This window comes from Aquimarina sp. Aq107 (genome assembly GCF_943733665.1).
In the GTDB taxonomy this organism is placed as follows: domain Bacteria; phylum Bacteroidota; class Bacteroidia; order Flavobacteriales; family Flavobacteriaceae; genus Aquimarina.
This window is the reverse complement of record NZ_OX030782.1, coordinates 5,203,100-5,224,655: the sequence shown is the minus strand read 5'-3', so window position 1 is coordinate 5,224,655 and position 21,556 is coordinate 5,203,100. Positions and strand designations below refer to the sequence as shown.

Annotated in this window: 23 protein-coding genes and 1 riboswitch; of the genes, 6 read left to right on the top strand and 17 right to left on the bottom strand. The window is 32.4% G+C overall.

Going from position 1 to position 21,556, the window contains the following annotated elements; all coding sequences use genetic code 11:
- The first annotated feature begins 163 nt into the window (after nucleotides 1-163).
- Together NMK29_RS22605 and NMK29_RS22600 are read left to right on the top strand one after the other, a co-directional pair.
- Nucleotides 164-727, top strand: a complete 564-nt coding sequence (locus NMK29_RS22605) for a DNA-3-methyladenine glycosylase I (protein ID WP_108804873.1) — start codon at nucleotides 164-166, stop codon at nucleotides 725-727.
- 2 nt (nucleotides 728-729) lie between these two features.
- A complete protein-coding gene (locus NMK29_RS22600; RefSeq protein ID WP_108804872.1) occupies nucleotides 730-1,137 on the top strand; it encodes an ACT domain-containing protein in 408 nt (135 codons plus the stop codon).
- A 7-nt stretch (nucleotides 1,138-1,144) separates the two neighbouring features.
- Here NMK29_RS22600 and upp read toward each other — a convergent pair whose 3' ends face one another.
- From upp to NMK29_RS22580, 4 genes are all read right to left on the bottom strand, one after another.
- A complete protein-coding gene (gene upp, locus NMK29_RS22595) occupies nucleotides 1,145-1,798 on the bottom strand; it encodes a uracil phosphoribosyltransferase (protein WP_108804871.1) in 654 nt (217 codons plus the stop codon).
- 27 nt (nucleotides 1,799-1,825) lie between these two features.
- Nucleotides 1,826-2,464, bottom strand: a complete 639-nt coding sequence (gene aat, locus NMK29_RS22590; protein ID WP_108805470.1) for a leucyl/phenylalanyl-tRNA--protein transferase — start codon at nucleotides 2,462-2,464, stop codon at nucleotides 1,826-1,828.
- Between the two features lie 243 nt (nucleotides 2,465-2,707).
- Complete coding sequence (locus tag NMK29_RS22585) at nucleotides 2,708-3,082, bottom strand: DUF3127 domain-containing protein (RefSeq protein WP_027394832.1); 375 nt, start codon at nucleotides 3,080-3,082, stop codon at nucleotides 2,708-2,710.
- An 8-nt stretch (nucleotides 3,083-3,090) separates the two neighbouring features.
- Nucleotides 3,091-3,966 carry a flavin reductase family protein gene (locus tag NMK29_RS22580; RefSeq protein ID WP_108804870.1) on the bottom strand — a complete coding sequence of 292 codons (876 nt, stop codon included), beginning with the start codon at nucleotides 3,964-3,966 and terminating at the stop codon, nucleotides 3,091-3,093.
- Between the two features lie 136 nt (nucleotides 3,967-4,102).
- On the opposite strand from NMK29_RS22580, the gene NMK29_RS22575 reads away from it, so the two are divergent.
- The gene (locus tag NMK29_RS22575) at nucleotides 4,103-5,317 is read left to right on the top strand and encodes a HAMP domain-containing sensor histidine kinase (protein ID WP_108804869.1); all 1,215 of its coding nucleotides are present in this window, start codon (nucleotides 4,103-4,105) and stop codon (nucleotides 5,315-5,317) included.
- Between the two features lie 37 nt (nucleotides 5,318-5,354).
- Nucleotides 5,355-5,714: a hypothetical protein gene (locus NMK29_RS22570; protein ID WP_108804868.1), complete on the top strand. Its 360-nt coding sequence runs from the start codon at nucleotides 5,355-5,357 to the stop codon at nucleotides 5,712-5,714.
- 7 nt (nucleotides 5,715-5,721) lie between these two features.
- Here NMK29_RS22570 and NMK29_RS22565 read toward each other — a convergent pair whose 3' ends face one another.
- The 3 genes from NMK29_RS22565 to greA form a co-directional block, all read right to left on the bottom strand.
- Nucleotides 5,722-6,138 (bottom strand): thioesterase family protein, encoded by a 417-nt coding sequence (locus tag NMK29_RS22565; protein ID WP_108804867.1) that lies wholly within the window; start codon nucleotides 6,136-6,138, stop codon nucleotides 5,722-5,724.
- 1 nt (nucleotide 6,139) lies between these two features.
- Entirely contained in the window at nucleotides 6,140-6,529 is a 390-nt protein-coding gene (locus NMK29_RS22560; protein ID WP_108804866.1) for an HIT family protein, read from the bottom strand.
- Nucleotides 6,530-6,649: 120 nt separating this feature from the next.
- Nucleotides 6,650-7,126: a transcription elongation factor GreA gene (greA, locus tag NMK29_RS22555; RefSeq protein WP_108804865.1), complete on the bottom strand. Its 477-nt coding sequence runs from the start codon at nucleotides 7,124-7,126 to the stop codon at nucleotides 6,650-6,652.
- A 170-nt stretch (nucleotides 7,127-7,296) separates the two neighbouring features.
- Between greA and NMK29_RS22550 the strand changes: the two genes are divergently transcribed.
- On the top strand, nucleotides 7,297-7,731 hold the full coding sequence (locus tag NMK29_RS22550; RefSeq protein WP_108804864.1) for a hypothetical protein: 435 nt from the start codon (nucleotides 7,297-7,299) through the stop codon (nucleotides 7,729-7,731).
- Here the strand turns inward: NMK29_RS22550 and moeB are convergent.
- The 9 genes from moeB to NMK29_RS22505 form a co-directional block, all read right to left on the bottom strand.
- The gene (moeB, locus tag NMK29_RS22545; RefSeq protein ID WP_108804863.1) at nucleotides 7,728-8,789 is read right to left on the bottom strand and encodes a molybdopterin-synthase adenylyltransferase MoeB; all 1,062 of its coding nucleotides are present in this window, start codon (nucleotides 8,787-8,789) and stop codon (nucleotides 7,728-7,730) included. The two genes, NMK29_RS22550 and moeB, sit on opposite strands and share 4 nt — an antisense overlap.
- A 30-nt stretch (nucleotides 8,790-8,819) precedes the next feature.
- Entirely contained in the window at nucleotides 8,820-9,932 is a 1,113-nt protein-coding gene (gene thiH, locus NMK29_RS22540) for a 2-iminoacetate synthase ThiH (RefSeq protein WP_108804862.1), read from the bottom strand.
- A complete protein-coding gene (locus NMK29_RS22535; RefSeq protein ID WP_108804861.1) occupies nucleotides 9,925-10,695 on the bottom strand; it encodes a thiazole synthase in 771 nt (256 codons plus the stop codon). Before NMK29_RS22535 ends, thiH begins: the two co-directional genes overlap by 8 nt.
- 7 nt (nucleotides 10,696-10,702) lie before the next feature.
- The gene (locus NMK29_RS22530) at nucleotides 10,703-11,329 is read right to left on the bottom strand and encodes a thiamine phosphate synthase (RefSeq protein WP_108804860.1); all 627 of its coding nucleotides are present in this window, start codon (nucleotides 11,327-11,329) and stop codon (nucleotides 10,703-10,705) included.
- Between the two features lie 6 nt (nucleotides 11,330-11,335).
- A complete protein-coding gene (locus NMK29_RS22525; RefSeq protein ID WP_108804859.1) occupies nucleotides 11,336-12,091 on the bottom strand; it encodes a hydroxymethylpyrimidine/phosphomethylpyrimidine kinase in 756 nt (251 codons plus the stop codon).
- Between the two features lie 7 nt (nucleotides 12,092-12,098).
- Nucleotides 12,099-12,707 carry a thiamine phosphate synthase gene (locus NMK29_RS22520; protein ID WP_108805469.1) on the bottom strand — a complete coding sequence of 203 codons (609 nt, stop codon included), beginning with the start codon at nucleotides 12,705-12,707 and terminating at the stop codon, nucleotides 12,099-12,101.
- A 76-nt stretch (nucleotides 12,708-12,783) separates the two neighbouring features.
- A complete protein-coding gene (gene thiC, locus NMK29_RS22515; RefSeq protein WP_108804858.1) occupies nucleotides 12,784-14,643 on the bottom strand; it encodes a phosphomethylpyrimidine synthase ThiC in 1,860 nt (619 codons plus the stop codon).
- Between the two features lie 45 nt (nucleotides 14,644-14,688).
- Nucleotides 14,689-14,889 carry a sulfur carrier protein ThiS gene (thiS, locus tag NMK29_RS22510; protein WP_108804857.1) on the bottom strand — a complete coding sequence of 67 codons (201 nt, stop codon included), beginning with the start codon at nucleotides 14,887-14,889 and terminating at the stop codon, nucleotides 14,689-14,691.
- A gap of 83 nt (nucleotides 14,890-14,972) precedes the next feature.
- A riboswitch (TPP riboswitch) is annotated at nucleotides 14,973-15,070 on the bottom strand.
- A gap of 63 nt (nucleotides 15,071-15,133) precedes the next feature.
- Nucleotides 15,134-17,317: a TonB-dependent receptor gene (locus NMK29_RS22505; RefSeq protein WP_108804856.1), complete on the bottom strand. Its 2,184-nt coding sequence runs from the start codon at nucleotides 17,315-17,317 to the stop codon at nucleotides 15,134-15,136.
- A gap of 317 nt (nucleotides 17,318-17,634) precedes the next feature.
- On the opposite strand from NMK29_RS22505, the gene NMK29_RS22500 reads away from it, so the two are divergent.
- On the top strand, nucleotides 17,635-20,070 hold the full coding sequence (locus tag NMK29_RS22500; protein ID WP_108804855.1) for a hybrid sensor histidine kinase/response regulator: 2,436 nt from the start codon (nucleotides 17,635-17,637) through the stop codon (nucleotides 20,068-20,070).
- Here NMK29_RS22500 and NMK29_RS22495 read toward each other — a convergent pair.
- On the bottom strand, nucleotides 20,067-21,419 hold the full coding sequence (locus tag NMK29_RS22495; RefSeq protein WP_108804854.1) for a sigma-54 dependent transcriptional regulator: 1,353 nt from the start codon (nucleotides 21,417-21,419) through the stop codon (nucleotides 20,067-20,069). The genes NMK29_RS22500 and NMK29_RS22495 overlap by 4 nt on opposite strands.
- Nucleotides 21,420-21,556 lie beyond the last annotated feature (137 nt).

The following is a 21,556-nucleotide window of genomic DNA, read 5'->3' as shown; positions in this document are numbered from 1 at the left end:
TAACTAAATAGCTTTTCAAAAATACATTTTATGCTTCATTTATTGTTTAGATAAAATTATCTTTTTAGTAAATGATAACTTTGATTTCAGTAAAAAACAATCTCCTATGATTTCAAAACATATACTAGAATAATGTATTTTTAAAAAATCAAAAAATCAGATTATGGAAAAGCATAGATGTGGATGGTGTGTGGGAGATTCTTTATATGAATCCTATCACGATAATGAATGGGGAGTTCCTCTACACGATGAGCGTCTTCTATTTGAGTTTCTTGTTTTAGAGACATTTCAAGCTGGATTAAGCTGGATTACTATTCTTAAAAAACGAGAAAATTTTAGAGTTGCTTTTGACAACTTTGATTATAAAATAGTAGCGCAATATAATGAATCCAAGAAAGAAGAATTACTTCAAAATGCTGGTATTATTAGAAATAAACTAAAAGTAAATTCCGCAATTACTAATGCTCAAAATTTCATGAAAATCCAAGAAGAGTTCGGAAGTTTTGACTCTTATATTTGGGGGTTTATAGACAACAAAACTATTGTAAATAAATGGAAACATCATAAAGAGTGTCCTGCTACCACAGAAATTTCTGATATTATTAGTAAGGACTTAAAAAAACGTGGTTTCAAGTTTGTTGGATCAACTGTTATTTATGCATTTATGCAAGCTATCGGAATGGTAAATGATCACACTGTAGATTGTTTTAGATACAATGAAGTTTAAAAATGACCGGCGAAAAGAATTTAACTAACCTAATTCAAAAAATGACTCCAGAACTACAACCTGGAGTGTATGTATTTACTACAGTAAAAGCGACAGATTTAATCGAAAGAAAAGATATTATCTGTGAGTTCAAAGAACAAGAAGGGATTACACTCGTTCTAAAACGCGAAACAGCTGATAATCTGAACTTAAAATACGAATTTATTGCCTCTTGGATAACACTAAAAATTCATTCTTCTCTTGATGCAGTTGGGCTTACTGCAATTTTTTCTAAAGAATTAGCAGCTAATGAAATAAGTTGCAACGTTATTGCAGGTTATTTTCATGATCATATTTTCGTTAACACGGAGGATGCAGAAAAAACAATTGAGGTTCTTAAAAGATTATCGCAAAATTATCCGAACAAGTAGTGGAGCTTTATAATTTTGTTCCATATGATAAATCCCCAGAATCTCCTAATCCAGGAATAATATAACCTTTACTATTTAATTCTTCATCTATGGCAGCGATCCAAAGATGCGTATTTTTTGGAAAAACATCCTTAATATATTCTACACCTTTACGAGAGCCAATAACAGATATGATATGAATTTGCTTTGGTTTTCCATGACTTTTCATAGCATTTATAGTGTTCTCTAACGTTTTTCCTGTGGCAAGCATAGGATCCGCCAATAACAATGTTTTATTTTCTAAAGAAGGAGATGCCAGATAATTAACAATTACATCAAAATCATCAGTATTATCAGAATGATCTCTATAAGCAGATATAAATGCATTCTCTGCAGTATCAAAATAATTAAGCAGTCCCTGATGTAGGGGCAAACCTGCTCGTAAAATAGAACACAAAACCAATGCTTTTTCTGGTTCAGAAATTTCTCTATTGCCTAGTGGTGTTTGAACACTCTTTGTAGTGTATTCTAAAGTTTTACTTAATTCATAACCTAAAACTTCTCCTATACGTTCTATATTTTTTCTAAAACGCATCCTATCTTTTTGAACCACTTGATCCCTAATTTCACTAATAAATTGATTTAAAATAGAATTTTCAGTTTCAAGATTGTGAATAATCATACTAAGTAAAATTTAATAGATATAAAACTACTTTAAATATTCCATAAAAGCATCTCTTGAGATTTCTTTTGCTCCTAAACTTTCTAAATGATCAGTGTGAATCTGACAATCTACCAATTGCAATCCTTTTATCTGTAAAAACTCAATTAACTTAATAAACCCATATTTTGATGCATTACTTACTTTAGAAAACATACTCTCTCCACAAAATAATTTTTTGTCTTCTAACCATATACCATATAAACCCCCTACAATTTCTGAATTTTCCCACACCTCTACAGAAATAGCGTATCCCATCTCATGAAGCATCATGTATGCCTCTTGCATATCAGAAGTTATCCAAGTACCTAATTGATCCGTACGATCGATAGTTGCACAATTTTTAATTACACTTTCGAAATTTTTATTAAAAGTAACTTCGAAAGAATTATTTCGAATCAGTTTTCTCATACTTTTACTAATCTTAAGATCTTCCGGAAAAAGAATCATTCTGGGATCAGGACTAAACCATAAAATTGGTTGATCATCATCATACCAAGGAAAAATACCGTTATAATATGCGTGCAACAATCTAGGGATAGAAAGATCTCCTCCTATCGCCAATAACCCGTCTTTATTAGCCGCAGACACGGGTGGAAAATCTATGGAATCATTAAGTATATACAAATCTGAATGCTCTAACGTTTCTACAACGTTAAATATCAATTAGTTGTTTGAATTGACCAAAAAAATCGCAATATTTGTTAGAACCTTTTAAGATAAATTTTGTTCATCATTGCTTTTTTGAGTTTTATTAAAAGGTTAACCTAAAACCACAATATGAAAAGTCCGATACTAATGTATCGGACTTTTTACTTTTTCACTAGGCACTAGAACAGGCTTAATGCTAAGCTATATATATTGATTTACCTAGAATGGTAAATCATCATGATCTTCTTCCTTAAGGTTTGTTGCAGGTTCAAATGCATCTGCTGGTGGCATAGGAGCTGAACCAGAAGGAGCAGCTGCTTGTAAGTTTTCTATTCTCCATCCTTGGATTGAGTTAAAATACTTAGTCTCTCCTTGAGGGTTTACCCATTCACGACCACGTAAATTGATACTTATTTTTACATCCTGACCTACCTGAAAGCTGTTTAATAAATCACATTTATCCTGAACAAACTCTACCATTATATGTTGCGGATATTGTTCTTCTGTAGTAACCACTATCTCACGCTTTCTGAAACCATTGTTCCCAAAAGTTTGTGTCTCACCGACCATCTTTACTTTACCTTGTACTTCCATCTTTTTAATTATTGTATTGCTGCTAAAATATTCCAGGCAGTATTAATATCATCCATATCCAAATACTGCTGTGCAAATTTATGAATTTCTATTAGGTTAGCATCCTGAATTTTATCCTTAATATCACTATTGTTATTAACAAAATCTTGAACCTCAATATTTGCAGGTATTCTTTCTACATTACCTAATTTTCCTAAATCGTTTCCAGTAAACACAGTACTATTTTTTACATTATCGGGCAAAGCATCTATACCTATGCCGATTGTACTTAGTGGTTTTGGAACCTCAAACATACCCATATTAGCTCTTGTATACCAATTACCACCCATACGAGCAACTTGATCAATTTTGTGTTGATCAATTTTACCATCACTATCAAGTATGTCTTTTTTCACGTGCATTAATAATACTTCACAAATAACAAGATTCCCAGCACCTCCTTCACTACCCAAAGAAACTATCTCATTCACTTTACACTCAAACTGAACAGGAGCTTCTGCTACTCTAAATGATTTTATCTTTTCGGATGGCAACATCGTTAAACCAGCTTTATCAAACTCATTTACTCCATCTGGATATTCTGTGCTTGATAATGACATTTGCTGAACAATATCATAATTAACAATATTGATAACCACTTCCTTTGTAGCTATGCTATTCTCTAAAGTATGCTTAGTAGAATTATCTCTAACTCTTCTTGCAGGTGAAAAAATAAGAATTGGAGGATTAGCGCTAAAAACATTAAAAAAACTAAAAGGTGAGAGGTTAGGGTTACCTGCTTCATCTATTGTACTTGCAAAAGCGATAGGTCTAGGACCAATTGCTCCAAGCATCATTCCATGTAATTTACCTGTGGAAACTTCTGAAGGATCTATACGTATCATAAATAAAATCTATTACACAAAGATACTTAAACTTTATAGCTCTTAGGTTTCAATCGATTGGTTTTACTTACCTTAGTTTAGAAACAATAAATTAGTTTTAAAACGTTTATATTTAGAGTTTGGTAACACATTTTTTATGAATTTTTCTGATGAACGTAATCTAGCTAGTTACTTTATAATATTTGCAGTTCTTGTTATTACAGGTCTAGTCTTATGGAATACGTCCATATTTCTGCAACGATTAAAAAAGGATGAAAATATTAAAATGCAAGTTTGGGCACAATCATTTAAAGCCTTAAGTAGTTCTGGAATAGATGGATCTAGTGATTTTAGCCTAGACGAATATTTAGAATTATCTAACCTTATTAATCGTACCAATACTACTATTCCAACAATAATTACAAATTCTGAAAGTGAGTTAATCAAAAGTCCATCAGGAGAAATAAACATAGCGAGCACAACGCTTAATTTACCTGATAATGTTACCGAAGAAGAACTGGTTGATTATTTAGAACGTATGAAATCTGAAAATGAACCGATAGTACTAGATCTTAAAGGAACAGTGCAATATGTATATTATGGAAATTCTTCTATTCTAAATAAATTAAAATATTACCCAATAGCAATTGCCCTGATCATCTTTCTTTTGATTGGTGTTATTTATTTTTTCTTTACTACTTCTAAAGCTAGTGAACAAAATAAGCTCTGGGCTGGCATGGCTAAAGAAACCGCTCATCAAATTGGGACACCTCTTTCTTCTTTAGTTGGATGGAATGAAATTTTAAAAGTAGAACACGTTAATCCAGAATATATCGTAGAAATAGAAAAAGATATTTCTAGATTAAAAGTTATTACCGAGCGTTTTTCTAAAATCGGGTCTATTCCTAAATTAGAAGAAGTAGACATTGTACAAGAAACAAGTGAGGCATACACTTATTTACAATCTCGAAGTTCTAAGTTGATTAATTTTTCAATTAATTTACTTGAAAAACCTATTCCAGTTCATTTAAATTCTCAGTTGTATAGCTGGACTATTGAAAATTTAGTTAAAAATGCTATTGATGCAATGCGTGGTAAAGGAGATTTAAATATTGATTTATCCCAAGACTCCAAACGTGTATATATTAGAATTACGGATACTGGAAAAGGAATTCCTAAAAGTAAGTTTACTAAAATATTCGAACCTGGTTATACCTCTAAAACTAGAGGTTGGGGGCTTGGTCTTTCGCTAGCTAAAAGAATTATTGAGGATTATCACTCTGGTAAAATTAGAGTTTTAAGATCGGAAATAGGCAAGGGCACTACTTTTCAGATTACATTAAGTAAATCTGATACTGCTATTATAACATAATTCTCTTATAAACGTTATAAGTTACAAACCTTATAAAGTGAAAACCGAGTATATTGTTTTAAAAGAAACTGTTCTAAATAATAATTGCCCAGAATGTTATTCTACGGAAAGTCTATTACTTTCATTCAAGCAAAAGAAATCATTTTCTAAACTTTTTATCAAAACCAAGAAAGAAGTTGTTGAAAGCATGGATTGCAAAAAATGCGAGACTACTATTTTTCCAGGACGCTGGACAGATGATATCGAAAGAGTATATAATTATCACAAAAAGACCATTAACCTAAAACCATCAGGAATTAAATTTACTGGGTTATTTTATCTAATAGTCATTGTAGTAGTTATTATTGCTGTGGCGTTAGGTATATTTCTTCTGCGTCCAGATCTTTTTCAAATGTAATTATGTATTACACATACTGACTCATTACTTCCCGTAATTCATCCGGGATACTAAAAGTCTTATCTATACTAAAATCAAAACAAACTGCTACATCATTACCTATAGCACATAATACTTCATTATCGTTATAAAGTTCATGATACAATCCAAAACTAGAGTTTTTTATAAACGCTACTCTGGTTTTAATCAATACATTTCCAGGAAAGAAAAGAGGATTTTTAAAATCACATTTTGTAGAAACAAGCATTGGTCCTTTCTTAGTTTCGGCATGTAATTTGGCCAATCCAGAAACTTCCCAAAACTGAACACGAGCACTTTGCATATACTTCATGAAATTCACATTATTTACATGCTGATACGTATCCATTTCACTCCAATCAATTCTTAATTGTAGTGACAATTTAAATTCTGAAGTAGTACTCATTTTATAAATTCGATTGAATCTTTTCGGCTAACAGTTCAAATTCATTTGTAGTCATTGATACTTTTGATTGAAAAGTCATTTCTTTCATTTCATTAATTGGTATTAAATGAACGTGCACATGGGGTACTTCTAGGCCTACTACTGCAACACCAACTCTCTTACAAACAACTGATTTTTCAATTGCCTTAGCTACTTTGCGAGAAAAACGCATTAATTCGATATAAGTTTCTTCATCGAGATCAAATATTTTGTTTTCTTCTTTTTTAGGAATACATAAAGTATGTCCTTTGGCATTGGGATTTATATCCAAAAAAGCATAAAAATGCTCATCTTCAGCAACTTTATAAGAAGGTATTTCGCCATTAATAATCTTAGTGAACAGGGTAGACATCCGTTAAAACTTTTAGTTGGTTTATTAAAACGAAATATAGGATATTTCTGGCAAAATAAAGGTCATAAAAAAACCTTTCTCATTTTTTTAAGAAAGGTTTTCGCAACTACCTGTAATATTTTACTCTCGTGTAATTTCAACAACATCAAATTTCATAATCCCATTAGGAACCTGAATTTCTGCTACTTCTCCAACACTTTTTCCTAAAAGACCTTTTCCAATAGGTGAATCAACAGATATTTTACCTGTTTTAAGATCAGCCTCACTCTGTGCAACTAACTTATAAGTCATTTGTGCACCATTCGTTTGGTTTTTAATTTTAACCGTAGAATGTATTAGTGCTTTTGAAGTGTCTAATTGAGATTCATCTATTAAGCGCGCTCCGGATAATGTTTCTTCTAATTTAGAAATTCTCATCTCTAACAATCCTTGTGCTTCTTTTGCCGCGTCATACTCAGCATTTTCACTTAAATCACCTTTATCACGAGCTTCTGCAATAGCCTGTGATGCCTTTGGTCTCTCTATATCTTTAAGGTTATTTAATTCGTCTCTTAACTTTTTTAGCCCTTCTGCAGTGTAATAAGATACTTTGCTCATAACTTCATCGTTTATATAAATACAAAAAATCCCACGGCTATGGGACTTTAACTATAAACAAATATAATAAAAAATAATACCGAATCACATTTTTACTTAATTTGGTCATTTAAAAAATTGCACTTGGATTAGTAAAGAATATATCTCTTTATTATTAATACAACAAAAAAATGAAAAAGATAATATTAGTAGTTTTTATTTCAGCACTTATACTCTCTTGTAGCAGTGATGATGGTCGTTCTAGCAACCCTAATCTCCCTTCTATAGGTTTTAATCATACGGTAAATTTAGACTTACCACAATTTAACGAGCTTAAATTTCCTGGAAACTTCGAAGTAATCAGAATCGAAGGAGTAGGGATTAAAGGAGTTATTATTTATAATATAGATAACACGTTGTATTCTGCTTTTGAATTGAGTGATCCTAACATCACTCCTAGTAGCTGTTCAGCATTGAGCGTAACAGGAATTAGAGCTGAATCTAATTGTGGAAATGATAATGCGTATGAAATTATTAATGGACAACAATTGGAAGGAGAAGGAGGATTTCCTCTTTTAAGATATCAAATTAGAAGAGAAGGGAATATTTTAGTCGTTTCTAATTAATAGGTAGACAAACCATCTTTTAGATTAAGTAAATGAAGGTCATCTCTAAAATCATTAATAATTTCGATCGCTTTCTTACTACGTAAACCGGACTGACAGCAAACTATAATTGATTTTTTATTGTTTAGCTCAGAAGTTCTGGTGGATATCGTATCTAAAGGGATATGAATACCTCCAATATTAAAATGCTCAAATTCTTTTTGAGACCTAACATCTAGAATTTGATAATTTTCTAAATTTTTCTTTAGTTCGGCAGCAGAAATTTCCTCGAAAGTATGTGGTTTAATCCCGCAGAAAAAATCATAGTCATTTACTAATTGATCCACTTGGATACTTTCATTTTTATTAAAACTTAAAATTTGCTGTTGTAAAGTAAGCGCATCAAAATAAAGTAACTTCCCTTTCAAAACTTTACCTATTCCTACTATTATCTTAATCACTTCATTTGCCTGAAGACTACCAATAATCCCAGGTAATACTCCCAATACTCCTATATCAGAACAATTAGGAACAGCACCAGGTTCTGGAGGATTAGGAAACAAACATCGATATGTAGGACCATTTTCATAATTTAATACAGACACTTGTCCTTGAAATTTAAATATAGAGCCAAATACTAATGGTTTATCAGTGATCACACACGCGTCGTTTACTAAATAACGAGTTGGAAAATTATCGCTTCCGTCTACGATAATATCATATTCAGAAAAAAGTTCTAATGCATTATCCTTATCTAATTTCTCTTCATATACTTTAAAAAACACAAAAGAATTTAGTCTTGATAATTTTTCTGAAGCTACCTTAGCCTTTGATTTTCCGACATCATCTATCGTATATAAAACTTGTCTTTGAAGATTTGTTTGATCAACAACGTCGTAATCTACAATCCCAATAGTACCAATACCAACGGCAGTTAGATATTGTAAAATCGGGCAGCCCAATCCACCTGCACCAATCACTAAAACCTTAGCTGACTTTAATTTTTCTTGGCCTTCTAAACCTATCTCATTTAATAAAATATGACGGCTATATTGTATTTTCTCTTCTTTATCTAGCATTTTACAAACAAACTATAAAGGTATTACAATTTATTTCCAATTATGAGCCCAATCCTTCCAAACTACTTCCAAACCTTTAGACTTTAACATCTTTACTACTTCTTCTGTAGAACGTTCATCAGAAATTTCAAACTGTTCTAATGATTGAGGTTCCACAGCATAGCCTCCTGGATTTGTCTTTGATTCTGCACTAATAGAAGTAATCCCTAGATTCACAATGTTTTCTCGAAAAACTTCACTTTCTCTGGTGGACATAGACAACTCGACATCCTCATCCAATAAACGGAATGCACAGATTAACTGTACTAAATCAGCATCTGTCATTTCAACTTTTGGTTCTAATCCGCCACTATGAGGTCTCAACCTGGGAAATGATATAGAATATTTGGTCTTCCAATACGTCTTCTGTAAATACTGCAGATGTAAAGCAGTAAAAAAACTATCAGCTCTCCAATCTTCTAAACCAAATAAAGCACCTAGACCTATTTTATGAATTCCTGCGCGTCCCAATCTATCTGGAGTCTCTAATCGATAATCAAAATTTGATTTTCTTCCTTTCGGATGATGTTTTTTATACTCTCCTTTATGATATGTTTCTTGATATACTAAAACCGCATATAAACCACTATCAATCAATAACTCATAATCTTTTTGATCTAATGGTTGTACTTCTATAGTGATATTAGCAAATTGAGAATGTATTAATTTAATTGCATTATCAATATAATCAACTCCAACGGTTTTATTGGCTTCTCCAGTAACTAAAAGAATGTGATCATAGCCTTTGGATTTCAAAAAAGCTACTTCTTTAAGTATTTCCTCATTGGTTAAAGTTCTGCGAGGAATTTTATTAGTCATACTAAAACCACAATATGTGCAAATATTTTGACATTCATTACTTAGATACATGGGGGCATACATCTGTATCGTATTTCCGAACCGTTTCTTTGTAACCTGATAGCTCAATTGTGCCATTTGCTCCAAATATGGTTTAGCCGCTGGAGAAATTAAAGCCTTAAAATCCTCAATATTCCTATTACTTGTATCTAAAGCTTTCTGAACATCCCGTTCAGTTTTCCTAAGAATATCAGATAAGACAGAGTCCCAATTATATTGATCAAATATATTTTTGAAATTACTCATTCAAAAAACTTGTTAAAGGACTACTTGCTTCCGCGTGTTTTTTGATAGGAGCCAATTTAGCTTTATATGCCAACCTACCTGCTTCAACCGACATTTTAAAAGCTTTAGCCATTGCTACTGGGTCTTCCGAAACAGCAATAGCTGTATTTACTAAGACCGCATCAGCACCGATTTCCATTGCATGAGCTGCGTGAGATGGACTACCTATACCGGCATCTACTATTACAGGAACATTACTTTGATCTATAATTATTTCTAAAAAATCCAATGTCTTTAACCCTTTATTACTTCCTATTGGCGCTCCTAAGGGCATCACACATTGCGCACCTACTTCTTCTAATCGCTTACATAAAACAGGATCTGCATGTATATAAGGCATCACAACAAAACCAAGTCTTACCAGCTCTTCTGCCGCTTTTAATGTTTCAATAGCATCTGGCAATAAATATTTTGGATCTGGATGAATCTCTAATTTAATCCAATTAGTCTCTAGAGCTTCTCTTGCCAATTGAGAAGCAAAAACAGCTTCTTTAGCATCTCTAACTCCAGAAGTATTTGGTAGTAAATTAATTCTTGGATGATCTAAATGAGTCAGTATATCATCTTCTTCATTTGTAACATCAACTCTTTTAAGTGCCACCGTTATCAACTCACTTTCAGAAACTATTAATGCTTCTCTCATCTGATTCGACGAACTAAATTTTCCTGTTCCAGTAAACAACCTAGACGAAAACTCTTTGTCTGCAATTTTTAATGTATCCATTGTATGTTTAGCTTTCGGTTATAGCCATTAGTTTTTTTATGTTTTTTATTCTTTCTTCTAAATCATCTTGCTTTGTAAGCATTCCCGAGACAGCAATTCCATTTACTCCAGTATCTAAAATTTGACCTATGTCATTCTGCTCAACACCTCCAATTGCGACTATTGGAGTATTATCATCATTCAATTCTGAAATAATTTTTTGATATCCTTCTAATCCTAATACTGGACTTAACTTTTTTTTGGTATTGGTATGTCTAAAAGGTCCTAATCCTATATAATCCACTCCATCTTCCTTATGTTTTATACAATCTTGTAATGTATTAGCGGTACCTCCGATAATAAAATTATCTCCTAAAATAGTTCTTGCCTCTTTAGGATTCATATCTTCTAATCCCAAATGCACACCATCAGCTTGAGAAGCTTTTGCTATGCTTACGCTATCATTAACAATCATAACAGCTGCATATTGATCACAGATTTCTCTACATTTTAAAGCTGTATTTAATACCGTAGCAGGATCCATATCCTTTAAACGTAATTGTACCCATCGAACACCAGCTTCACATGCTTCCCCAATATGTTGTAAATGTTCTTGTGGAGATTCGCCTTGAGAGATATATTGTAGTGTAGTCATTATATTTTAGAATTTATGATACCCCAAAAGCGAGGTGTTAGAACTTAGCACTTTTTCTATGTACCGCTTTCCTCTATAACAGGATTTTAATAACGGAAAACCTTGAGATAAATATGCTGTTATAGCTGATGATAATACACAACCACTTCCATGTTTTTCAGTCATGTTTTTGTTTTTAGGATTTAACACAAAGCATGTTCCCTGTTTGGTAAATAATTCGTCTTTTCCCAGCATTTCTTCTCGATGGCCTCCTTTTAGCAATACATTCGTTTTATTAGAAATATGTTGTATCGTTTCTTCAATAGTTTTATCAGGATAAAAAGCCTTAATTTCACTATAATTTGGAGTCAAAAGATATATTTTATCTAATATCTCTTCGAATTCAGGTGCTACAATTGAAAGCGCATGAAAATCATAAGCCGAACTTGATTTCAAAACTGGATCTAAGACAATTTTCATATTACTATTCTTCTCTAAAAGAAAGTTAGTAATATCAAGAAGTACTTTCCAATTTTGGATAATCCCGATTTTTACATAATCAATCTTAAATCTTTTCAATAAAACTTCTATCTGATCCTTTATAATTTGTTCTTCGATCCAATGACATACCTCAAAATCTTTGTCATTCTGAATAGTATTTGCCGTACAAACCGCTATTCCATAACATTTTAAAGCTTCAAAAGCTTTAATGTCTGCTGTTAATCCCGCTCCCGAAGAAGGGTCAAAACCGGCAATTGTAAGTACATTAGGACGATTTTGCATATAGAATCTAAATCGTGTTTTTTAACACTACATTATTTGCTTCCTGTATTTTAGAAAAACTATTTATAGGATCTTCAGTATTCCAAATACCACCTAAAACACCAACTCCTTTAAATCCTAAATCATAGGTTTTTTGTAAAGTAGTTTCATTAATTCCTCCCATTCCGATAATGGTATGATTCAAGTCGTTTACGTCAAAACCTTTCCCTTCATAACCTGCTTTAGAAATTGATCCAAAAACCGGACTTAATAAAACATATTCGAAATCTGCTTTACATGCTTCAATATCCTCTTTAGAATGAAAAGAACTTGTCACAGAAAACCCTTTATTAGTATAAACTTTAATAGTAACTTCTAATGCATCTTCTAGATCAATACGTGCTTGCTCTTGTAAATGAATCCCTCTTAATTTATATTCTTGAGTAAGCTCAGGAAACTGATGCGTCATTATTCTATTATGATATTTAGCCTCTATTAAATCTAACAAAGATCGATATCCATCAATCGTAAAAGTCGGTTTACGAAGATGTAATATTTCTAAACCAGCTTTAAATAATTGATTAATCTGATTGGCTTCGTTAGGAATTGGTTTTTCTGATGTTAATACTATAATCATCTTTTTGGTGTCAGGTAATTGGATATCAAGCATTGAGTATCATAATTACAGAAACTCAATGCCCGACAACTTATACTTATAGATATACTTTGCTTCCCTTTTCTTTAAACTCCTCTGCTTTCTCCTGCATTCCTTCTTCTAGAGCTTTCTGATCATCAATTTCTTTTTGAGCAGCATAATCACGTACTTCTTGTGAGATTTTCATAGAACAAAATTTTGGACCACACATACTACAAAAATGAGCAATCTTTGCTCCTTCTGCCGGTAATGTCTCATCATGATATTCTCTGGCTCTTTCTGGATCTAGAGCTAAATTGAATTGATCTTCCCAGCGGAATTCAAATCGAGCTTTACTCAATGCGTCATCCCTATGTTGTGCTCCTGGATGTCCTTTTGCTAAATCAGCTGCGTGAGCCGCTAACTTATAGGTTATCACACCAACGCGAACATCTTCTTTATTAGGCAAACCTAAATGTTCTTTAGGAGTTACATAACATAACATGGCTGTACCATACCAACCTATCATTGCTGCACCAATTCCTGATGTTATATGATCATATCCTGGTGCAATGTCGGTTGTTAAAGGACCTAATGTATAAAAAGGTGCTTCTCCACAAGCCTCTAATTGCTTATCCATATTTTGTTTAATCATATGCATAGGAACGTGCCCTGGTCCTTCTATAAAAGTTTGTACATCGTGTTTCCAAGCAATTTTTGTTAATTCACCTAGCGTTTCTAATTCTGCAAATTGTGCTTCGTCATTAGCATCAGCTATACTCCCTGGACGTAAACCATCTCCTAAAGAGAAAGCTACATCGTAGGATTTCATAATCTCACATATTTCTTCAAAATGTGTATACAAGAAACTTTCTTTATGATGCGCTAAACACCATTTTGCCATAATAGAACCTCCTCGAGAAACAATTCCTGTAACTCTTTTTGCTGTCATAGGAACATATGCTAAACGTACACCTGCGTGTATCGTAAAATAATCTACTCCTTGTTCTGCTTGCTCTATCAAGGTATCTCTAAAAATTTCCCAAGTAAGGTCTTCTGCTTTTCCATTTACCTTTTCTAAAGCTTGATAAATAGGCACTGTACCAATTGGTACTGGAGAATTACGAACGATCCATTCTCTTGTTTCGTGAATATTCTGACCTGTAGAAAGATCCATAATATTATCAGCTCCCCAACGGCAAGCCCAAACCGCTTTTTCTACTTCTTCTTCTATACTAGAAGTTGTAGCAGAGTTACCAATATTGGCATTTATCTTTACCAAAAAATTACGCCCCAAGATCATTGGCTCTGCTTCTGGATGATTTATATTAGAAGGGATTACTGCTCTTCCTCTAGCTACTTCTTCTCTTACAAACTCTGCTGTGATTTTTTTAGGAATACTTGCCCCAAAATCTTGACCTGGATGTTGATTAGCAATTCTGGTAGCTTCTTCAATTTTTTGATTTTCTCGAATAGCAACATATTCCATTTCAGGAGTTATGATTCCTTGCTTCGCATAATACATTTGGGAAACATTCTTTCCTGCTTTTGCTCTCTTAGGCTTTCTTAAATGGTTAAACCTAAGATGATCTAAACTTGCATCATTTAGACGTTGATTACAATATTCTGAAGAAAAATTATCCAATTCTTCTACATCACCACGATCCAAAATCCATTGTTCTCGAATACGCTCAATCCCTTCGTGTACATTAATTTCTTTGCTCGGATCAGTATATGGCCCACTGGTATCATACACTACTACTGATTCATTGGGTGTTTTCTTACGAGTCATCGAATCTACAGTATCACTTAACTCTATTTCTCGCATAGCCACTTTAATCTTTGGATGGATATTTCCATTTACGTAGATCTTCTTAGAACTTGGAAAAGGAGTTGTTGTTATTTTCCCCTCCTGTGGTGCAGTATCTTTTTTCTTCATAAGTAAGTAGTTTTAACTTTTTAATAAGCCTAGTTAGTATTTTATTTATCCTCCTTGTGTAGCACGAATGATTGTAACATCATCATTTACCTTAACGATGGTATCACTCCATGTATCTTTGGTTATGATTTGATTATTAATTGCAATAGCAATTCCGTTTTTAGAAAGTGACAACTCTTCTAATAGAAAATCTATCGAACTATTTTCTGAAATAATTTGTTTTTGATTATTAACGTTTATGGTCATTTATCTAGATTTAAATCCATAAACTTTAGGTAAAACCTATTCTTTGAGAAGAAAATCATATTCTTATATATCGTATCATATAAGAAATGAGATTAACTTTTCCCTTCGTCAGTACTAACTGCATCAGGTTCAAAGGGTATTTCTCAGACTCCATAATAAGGAGTCACCCCTAAAGTTCATTTGATAAAAATAATAAAACCTAGAAAACTATACTAAGAAATGTTAGTTTTCTAGGTCTTTTAGTTTAAAATTTTAATGTTGCTCCAAGTAAAAAGTTAATTCCAGCTTGTGGATAGAATCCTGCTCCTTCAACCGTTGTAACTGTCCCTGGATTACTAAAATCATCATCAAAAGTGAAGAAATATCCATTAGACACATATTCTGCATCAAAAATATTATTCACCAAACCTGTTAGCACAATAGATTTAAATACTGGAATGTTTTTGATCTCATATACTACATTTAGGTCATTTATAAAGAAACTATCCAATTTAGAAGTTTCACTATCTATATTACCCATATATTGTTCTCCAACAAATTTAGAAAGAAATCCAAGCTGAAGATTTTTAATAGGTTGGTATATAAACATATTACCTGCTACTATATTTGGTGAATAAGAAATATTAGTGTTTCCTAAATTCACTAAACTACCATCTCTAGAAGTTACAAAATCTTTATTTTTATTAGTACTAATAGCTATATTAGGCTTTACAATAAATTTGTCCGTAATGGTTATATCAGCATCAATTTCTATCCCTAAACGATAACTTTCTCCACTTGTAGCTCTTACTGGCGCTCCTACATCATCTAATGCTCCAGTAAGCACTAATTGGTCTTTGTACCACATGTAATATAAATTGGCATTTACTATTGTTCTCTTTTTATTAAATCTCCACCCTAATTCGATATCATTAAGTTTTTCTGCCTTATTAATTCCATTTTCAAAATCACTTCTTCTTGGCTCGCGATTCGCTCTTGCATAAGATGCATATAACTGATTAGAAGTATTGATTTGATAAGTAGTTCCCAATTTTGGATTAAAGAAATCATAGTCTTCGTCTACTTCTAATGGAACTCGATCGGATGTTAAACCAGTTGTTTTATACCCTACAAAACGCCCTTGTAAATCTACAAATGCGCTCCATTTATTGTTAACTCTATAGGTAGTTTTTCCAAAAATGGTAAACTCATTTTTCTTTCCATTACCGAAATAATAATTATCCCTGATTTCTGATCCTCCAGCATTTTGTGCCCAAATTACTTCTCCAAAATGATCACCGTCATAAAAACTATAAAATGCACCAAAATCAACATCCAAATTATTATTCTTATAATTAGCGGTGGCATTAATTACATAAAAATCATTGTCTAACCATCGACGACGAACTAAATCTGTAGTATTGATAGTTTCACCACCGATAACAATAGGAGTAAAGTCATAATCAGCAAAATCTTCATCCTCTTTATACTGCTCAAAAAACCCTCTACCATACGTATAATTAAGTCCCACATTAGTAGACCAATAATTATTATATTTCTGGTTCCAATGTAATTGATAATGATCTTGTTTATAGTTATCTACTTCATTATCATAAAAACGTGTATTTCCGTCCTCATCTGTATATTGACCTGCAGGATTAAAAGTACGATCACTTTCTAAAGTTGCTTCATCTATTCCGAACCAAGATTGATATGTAATTTCATGCCCTCCAAAAGCAACTGCCTTAATTAATGTATTGTCATCTACATAAGAACCTTGTAAAAAATATGATTTCAAATCCGATGATGCTCTATCAATATACCCATCAGATGCAATTGCCGATAAACGACCTGCAATTTCTATATGATCCTTGAGCAATCCAGTACTAAACTTAAGATTATGTCTTCTTGTACCAAAAGACCCAAATGAATTAGAAATTTCTGCATTTGCATTTTCGGAAACAGCATCCGTTAGTAGATTTAAACTAGCTCCAAAGGCTCCAGAACCATTGGTAGAAGTTCCAACTCCACGCTGAAGTTGTAAGTTTTCTACAGAAGATGCAAAATCAGGTAGGTTAACCCAAAAGGTACCTTGACTCTCCGCATCATTAAAAGGAATTCCATTTAAAGTAACATTTACTCGGGATGCATCACTACCTCTCACTCTAATATATGTATACCCGACTCCTGCTCCTGCATCCGTGGTAGTTACAACGCCTGGTAAATAGTTAAGTAATATTGGTATATCCTGACCAAGATTACGAGTAGCCAATTCTTCTTTAGAAAGATTAGAATGTGTTATTGGCGAATCTGCATCAACACGAACAGATTTAACTAGAACTTCATCCAGTTTTTCAACTTTATTGGTTATGGAATCTTTTTGCTTTTCCTGAGCTGAGATCTGTAGGCTCAATAAAAAGATGATGAGATAAAACAATATGTTTTTCATTCGTAAAATATTGATACGAATAAAAGGAGTAATTATTCAACGATTAAAATTAGTTTAATATAATTACACTGCATAAAAAGCATAATTATTATTCCCTAAAGTACTATTATCCAAGGACATTAATAACTTCTAGCGTCCCTTGGCAGCATTACCTGCCCAGGTTCATCGGGTATGATCTCAGCTTTGTCTAAAAAAATTATTTTTTAAGACGTTGCACCCCTTTGAGATTTTGCCGCAAAAGTACTATGTTTAATTGATTTATTGTAACTTTATTAAAGATAAAAACAATGCTTCTGTTTTTTTGAAGTTAGTATAGTATGAAAAATACAAAACGTTCTATTACGTTAAAAATAATTGCTGGTTACACACTGGCAATTGTACTTGCAGTAATTGCTTTTTGGGTGATCTACAGGCAGTTTAGCAATTATTCTGAAATCACTAAAATTAAAAATGATAACAATGAAAAACTTTTCTTAGTTGGCGAAGCCATAACCGGTCTTTACGAGGCAGAAAGTCTAACAAGAAATATCATCCAAACCTCAGATACAGAGAAATTCAAAAATTATAAAACAAAAATTGATTCTATTATAAGTACCATAGATAGAGTTAGTACAATGTCTCTTGACACATTACAATCCAGAAAAATTGACAGCATTAAGGTTTTAATTGACAATAAAAACCAAAACTTTGAGAAACTTATTGCAATATATGAGCAAAGTAAAGAAAAAGGGTTGCAGGAAAATGTAATGGACCAACTAAAGAAGAATGAGAATTTTGGGAATTATACCGATTATGATAAACGCTTTAGAAAATATAGTCCTCAAAAAAAAGAGGCTATCATAGCTTGGTTAGAATATACGAGAAAAGATAATGAAGAGCGTTTAACCAATCAAACTATTGATTCTATTGCCAGATCTATTTATCAGGCACTTTCGGATGCTGAGGAAAAAGAAAGAAGATACCAAAGACAGATCAAAGCTAGAGAAAATAAACTCTTAAAGAACGATCAAATTATTACTCGACAGCTTCGAGATTTGATGGCTGCTATAGAAGATAATGAGCGAAAGGAATATGTGGCGAAACTAGAACGATCTAATAATATTCTTGATAAAACTGCTCAATTCATTATAATTATTACTGCAATTAGCTTAATAATCGCTATTACTTTTCTCTTTTTGATCACCAAAGATGTATCAAAGAGTCAGAAATATCGAAACGAATTAGAAGCAGAAAAGACCTATAAAGAAACTTTACTAAAAACTAGAGAATCGTTAATAAACACAGTGACTCACGATCTTCGCTCTCCTTTAAATACAGTTATTGGGTATTCCGATTTATTAGAAAAAACAGGGTTAACTAATAAACAAAAACACTATTTAGGACATCTAAAAAAATCCTCTGATTATATTCTTCATTTAGTAAATGATCTCTTGGATCTATCTAAACTTGAGGCTGGTAGAATGGTTATAGAAGAATTACCTTTTTCTCCTAAAAAGTTAATAGAAAATACTATTACCAGTATCATCCCTGTGAACGATACTAAAAACCTAGAGGTTTTTATAAACGTGGATAAAAGTCTAAACAAGCAGTACTTAGGAGATCCATTTAGAATCAAACAAATTCTCACTAACTTATTAAACAACGCCTATAAGTTTACTGATCAAGGTTCAATTACTATAGATGGTAAAATAACTGAAAACGGTCTTGCGGAAAAGGAGCTTGTAATTTCTGTAAAAGATACCGGTATTGGAATTACTAAGGAACAACAGAAATACATTTTCGAAGAATTCTCCCAAGGAGATGACGATACGGAAAAAAAATATGGTGGTTTTGGTTTAGGTCTAGCAATTACCAAAAAAATAATCAAACTACTTAATGGAAAAATCAAGTTAGAGAGTGAAGTTGAAAAAGGAAGTAATTTTATATTTTGTATACCTATTGAACTTGCTAAAACTCAAATTACAGAAGAAGACAATGAATCTGTAGAAATTCAGCATTTCACTAATAAAAAAGTGCTTATCGTTGATGATGATCTTAGTCAATTAGATTTAACTAGTGAGGTAGTATCACTAATAGGGTTGTCGTATGATATAGCAGAACATGGAATAGATGCATTGGAGCTTTTAAACAAAAACGAGTACGATCTAATTCTGACCGATATACAAATGCCTAAAATGGATGGTTTTGAACTACTAAAAGAAATTCAGAATAATTCTAAATATAACGATTTACCAATTATTGCGTTATCAGGTAGAACTGCAATTTCTTTATCAGAATATGAAGATGCAGGTTTTTCTGGAAGCCTTCGTAAACCATATGCTCCACAAGCTTTAATAGATTTAATCGCAGGTGTTTTAAAAATTAAAACCATCGATGTAGATCTTGGGTATGAAAATAACACGTCTGATCAAGAAAAAGACGCCAATTACTCATTAAACGATCTAATGCTTTTTGCTCAAGGAGATTCAGAGTCTCTTTATGCCATTTTAGAAACTTTCTGCAATAGCACAATAGATCACATAACAGAATTAAAATCTGCCATTAGTAATGAAGACTTTGAACAAATTAAAAGATTAGCTCATAAAATGTTACCCATGTTTAAGCAAATAAAAGCAAGGGAAATTGTTCCTATTTTAAACACTTTAGAACATCAAGACGATTACGAGTTCACACCTAATAAAATACTTTCACTTACGGAAGAAGGAATACACAAAATAGAAGATTTAATCAATAAATTAAAAGTCAAAAACTAAAGACTTATATCGTATTGTTTTAACTTATTGTATAGTGTTTTTCTATCGATATCCAACATACGTGCTGCTTTAGCCTTATTGCCATTTGCTTTTTCTAAAGCATCCAAAATCAACTCCTGTTCATTCTGATTTTTAAACAAACCGTACGTTTGTTTAGAATTATGAGAAGCATACGCTATATCACTAGGTAGTATATCCATAGTTATCATCTCATTTTGAGATAGCAAAACTGATCTCTTTACAATATTTTTCAACTCCCTTAAGTTTCCTGGCCAATCGTATTTTTTAAAAGTATCCAATACCTCATCCGCAAAACCTACTACATGCTTATCTAGTTCTACATTAGATTCTTCTAAAAAATAATTCGCAAAAAGCATCAAATCTTCTATTCTATCTTTTAATGGAGGGACTTTTATCGAAAATTCATTTAGTCGATGGTACAGATCTTCTCTAAATTCTCCTTCTTTAACAGCGTTACTAAGATCTTCATTGGTAGCAGCAATAACCCTAATATCCACCTCTATTTCCTTATTACTACCTACTGGCTTGATTTTTCGTTCTTGTAACGCCCGAAGTAGCTGAACTTGCAATTCATAACTAAGATTACCTATTTCATCTAAAAACAGTGTACCTCCGTTAGCAGCTTCAAAATGTCCTACTTTGTCATTTACTGCCCCTGTAAAAGATCCTTTAATATGACCAAAAAATTCACTTGAAGCTATTTCTTTCGGAATTGCACCACAATCAACAGGAACAAAAGGTTTATCTGATCTTTTGCTAGCTTTATGAATACTACTAGCCACATATTCTTTTCCGGTACCACTATCTCCTATTACAAGCACTGACATACGTGTAGGTGCTACCAATGCAACATATTCATTTAGTTTTTTAGAAGCATCACTAATTCCTTTTACAAAGGAATTATTATTAGCAATAACCACATCATTCTTCTTAGACTCTTTATTTACATTTGGTTCTAGTTCCTTAATATCAGCTTTTAAGGCATTTTCTATAATCTGAAGTATCTTATCTGGATTAAATGGCTTAGAAACATAGTCAAAAGCCCCTTGCTTAATAGCACTAACCGCCATATTAATCTCTGCATAACCCGTCATAATTACTACTTGAGTTTTCGGGTTTTTTGCTCTAATATCTTCTAATAAGGTAATTCCATCTCTATCCGGTAACCTTACATCGGTAAGTACAACATCAAATGTGTGCTCTTGAATTTGCAAAACCGCTTCGCCACCAGAAAATGAAGTATATACCTCATATCCTTTTTTCTGCAAAAAAGTTTTAAGCATTGTACAAAAAGCAACATCATCTTCAACAATCAGTAATTTGGACATATTGACATCATTTAATTCTAAATGTATTACATAAAATTAAACATTAAAAACATTTAATAATTCTCTACATCAAAGAAACGTAAAAAATAAAAAAGAGACCCTTGGGATTGGGTCTCTTTTTAGCACTAAACAACTTT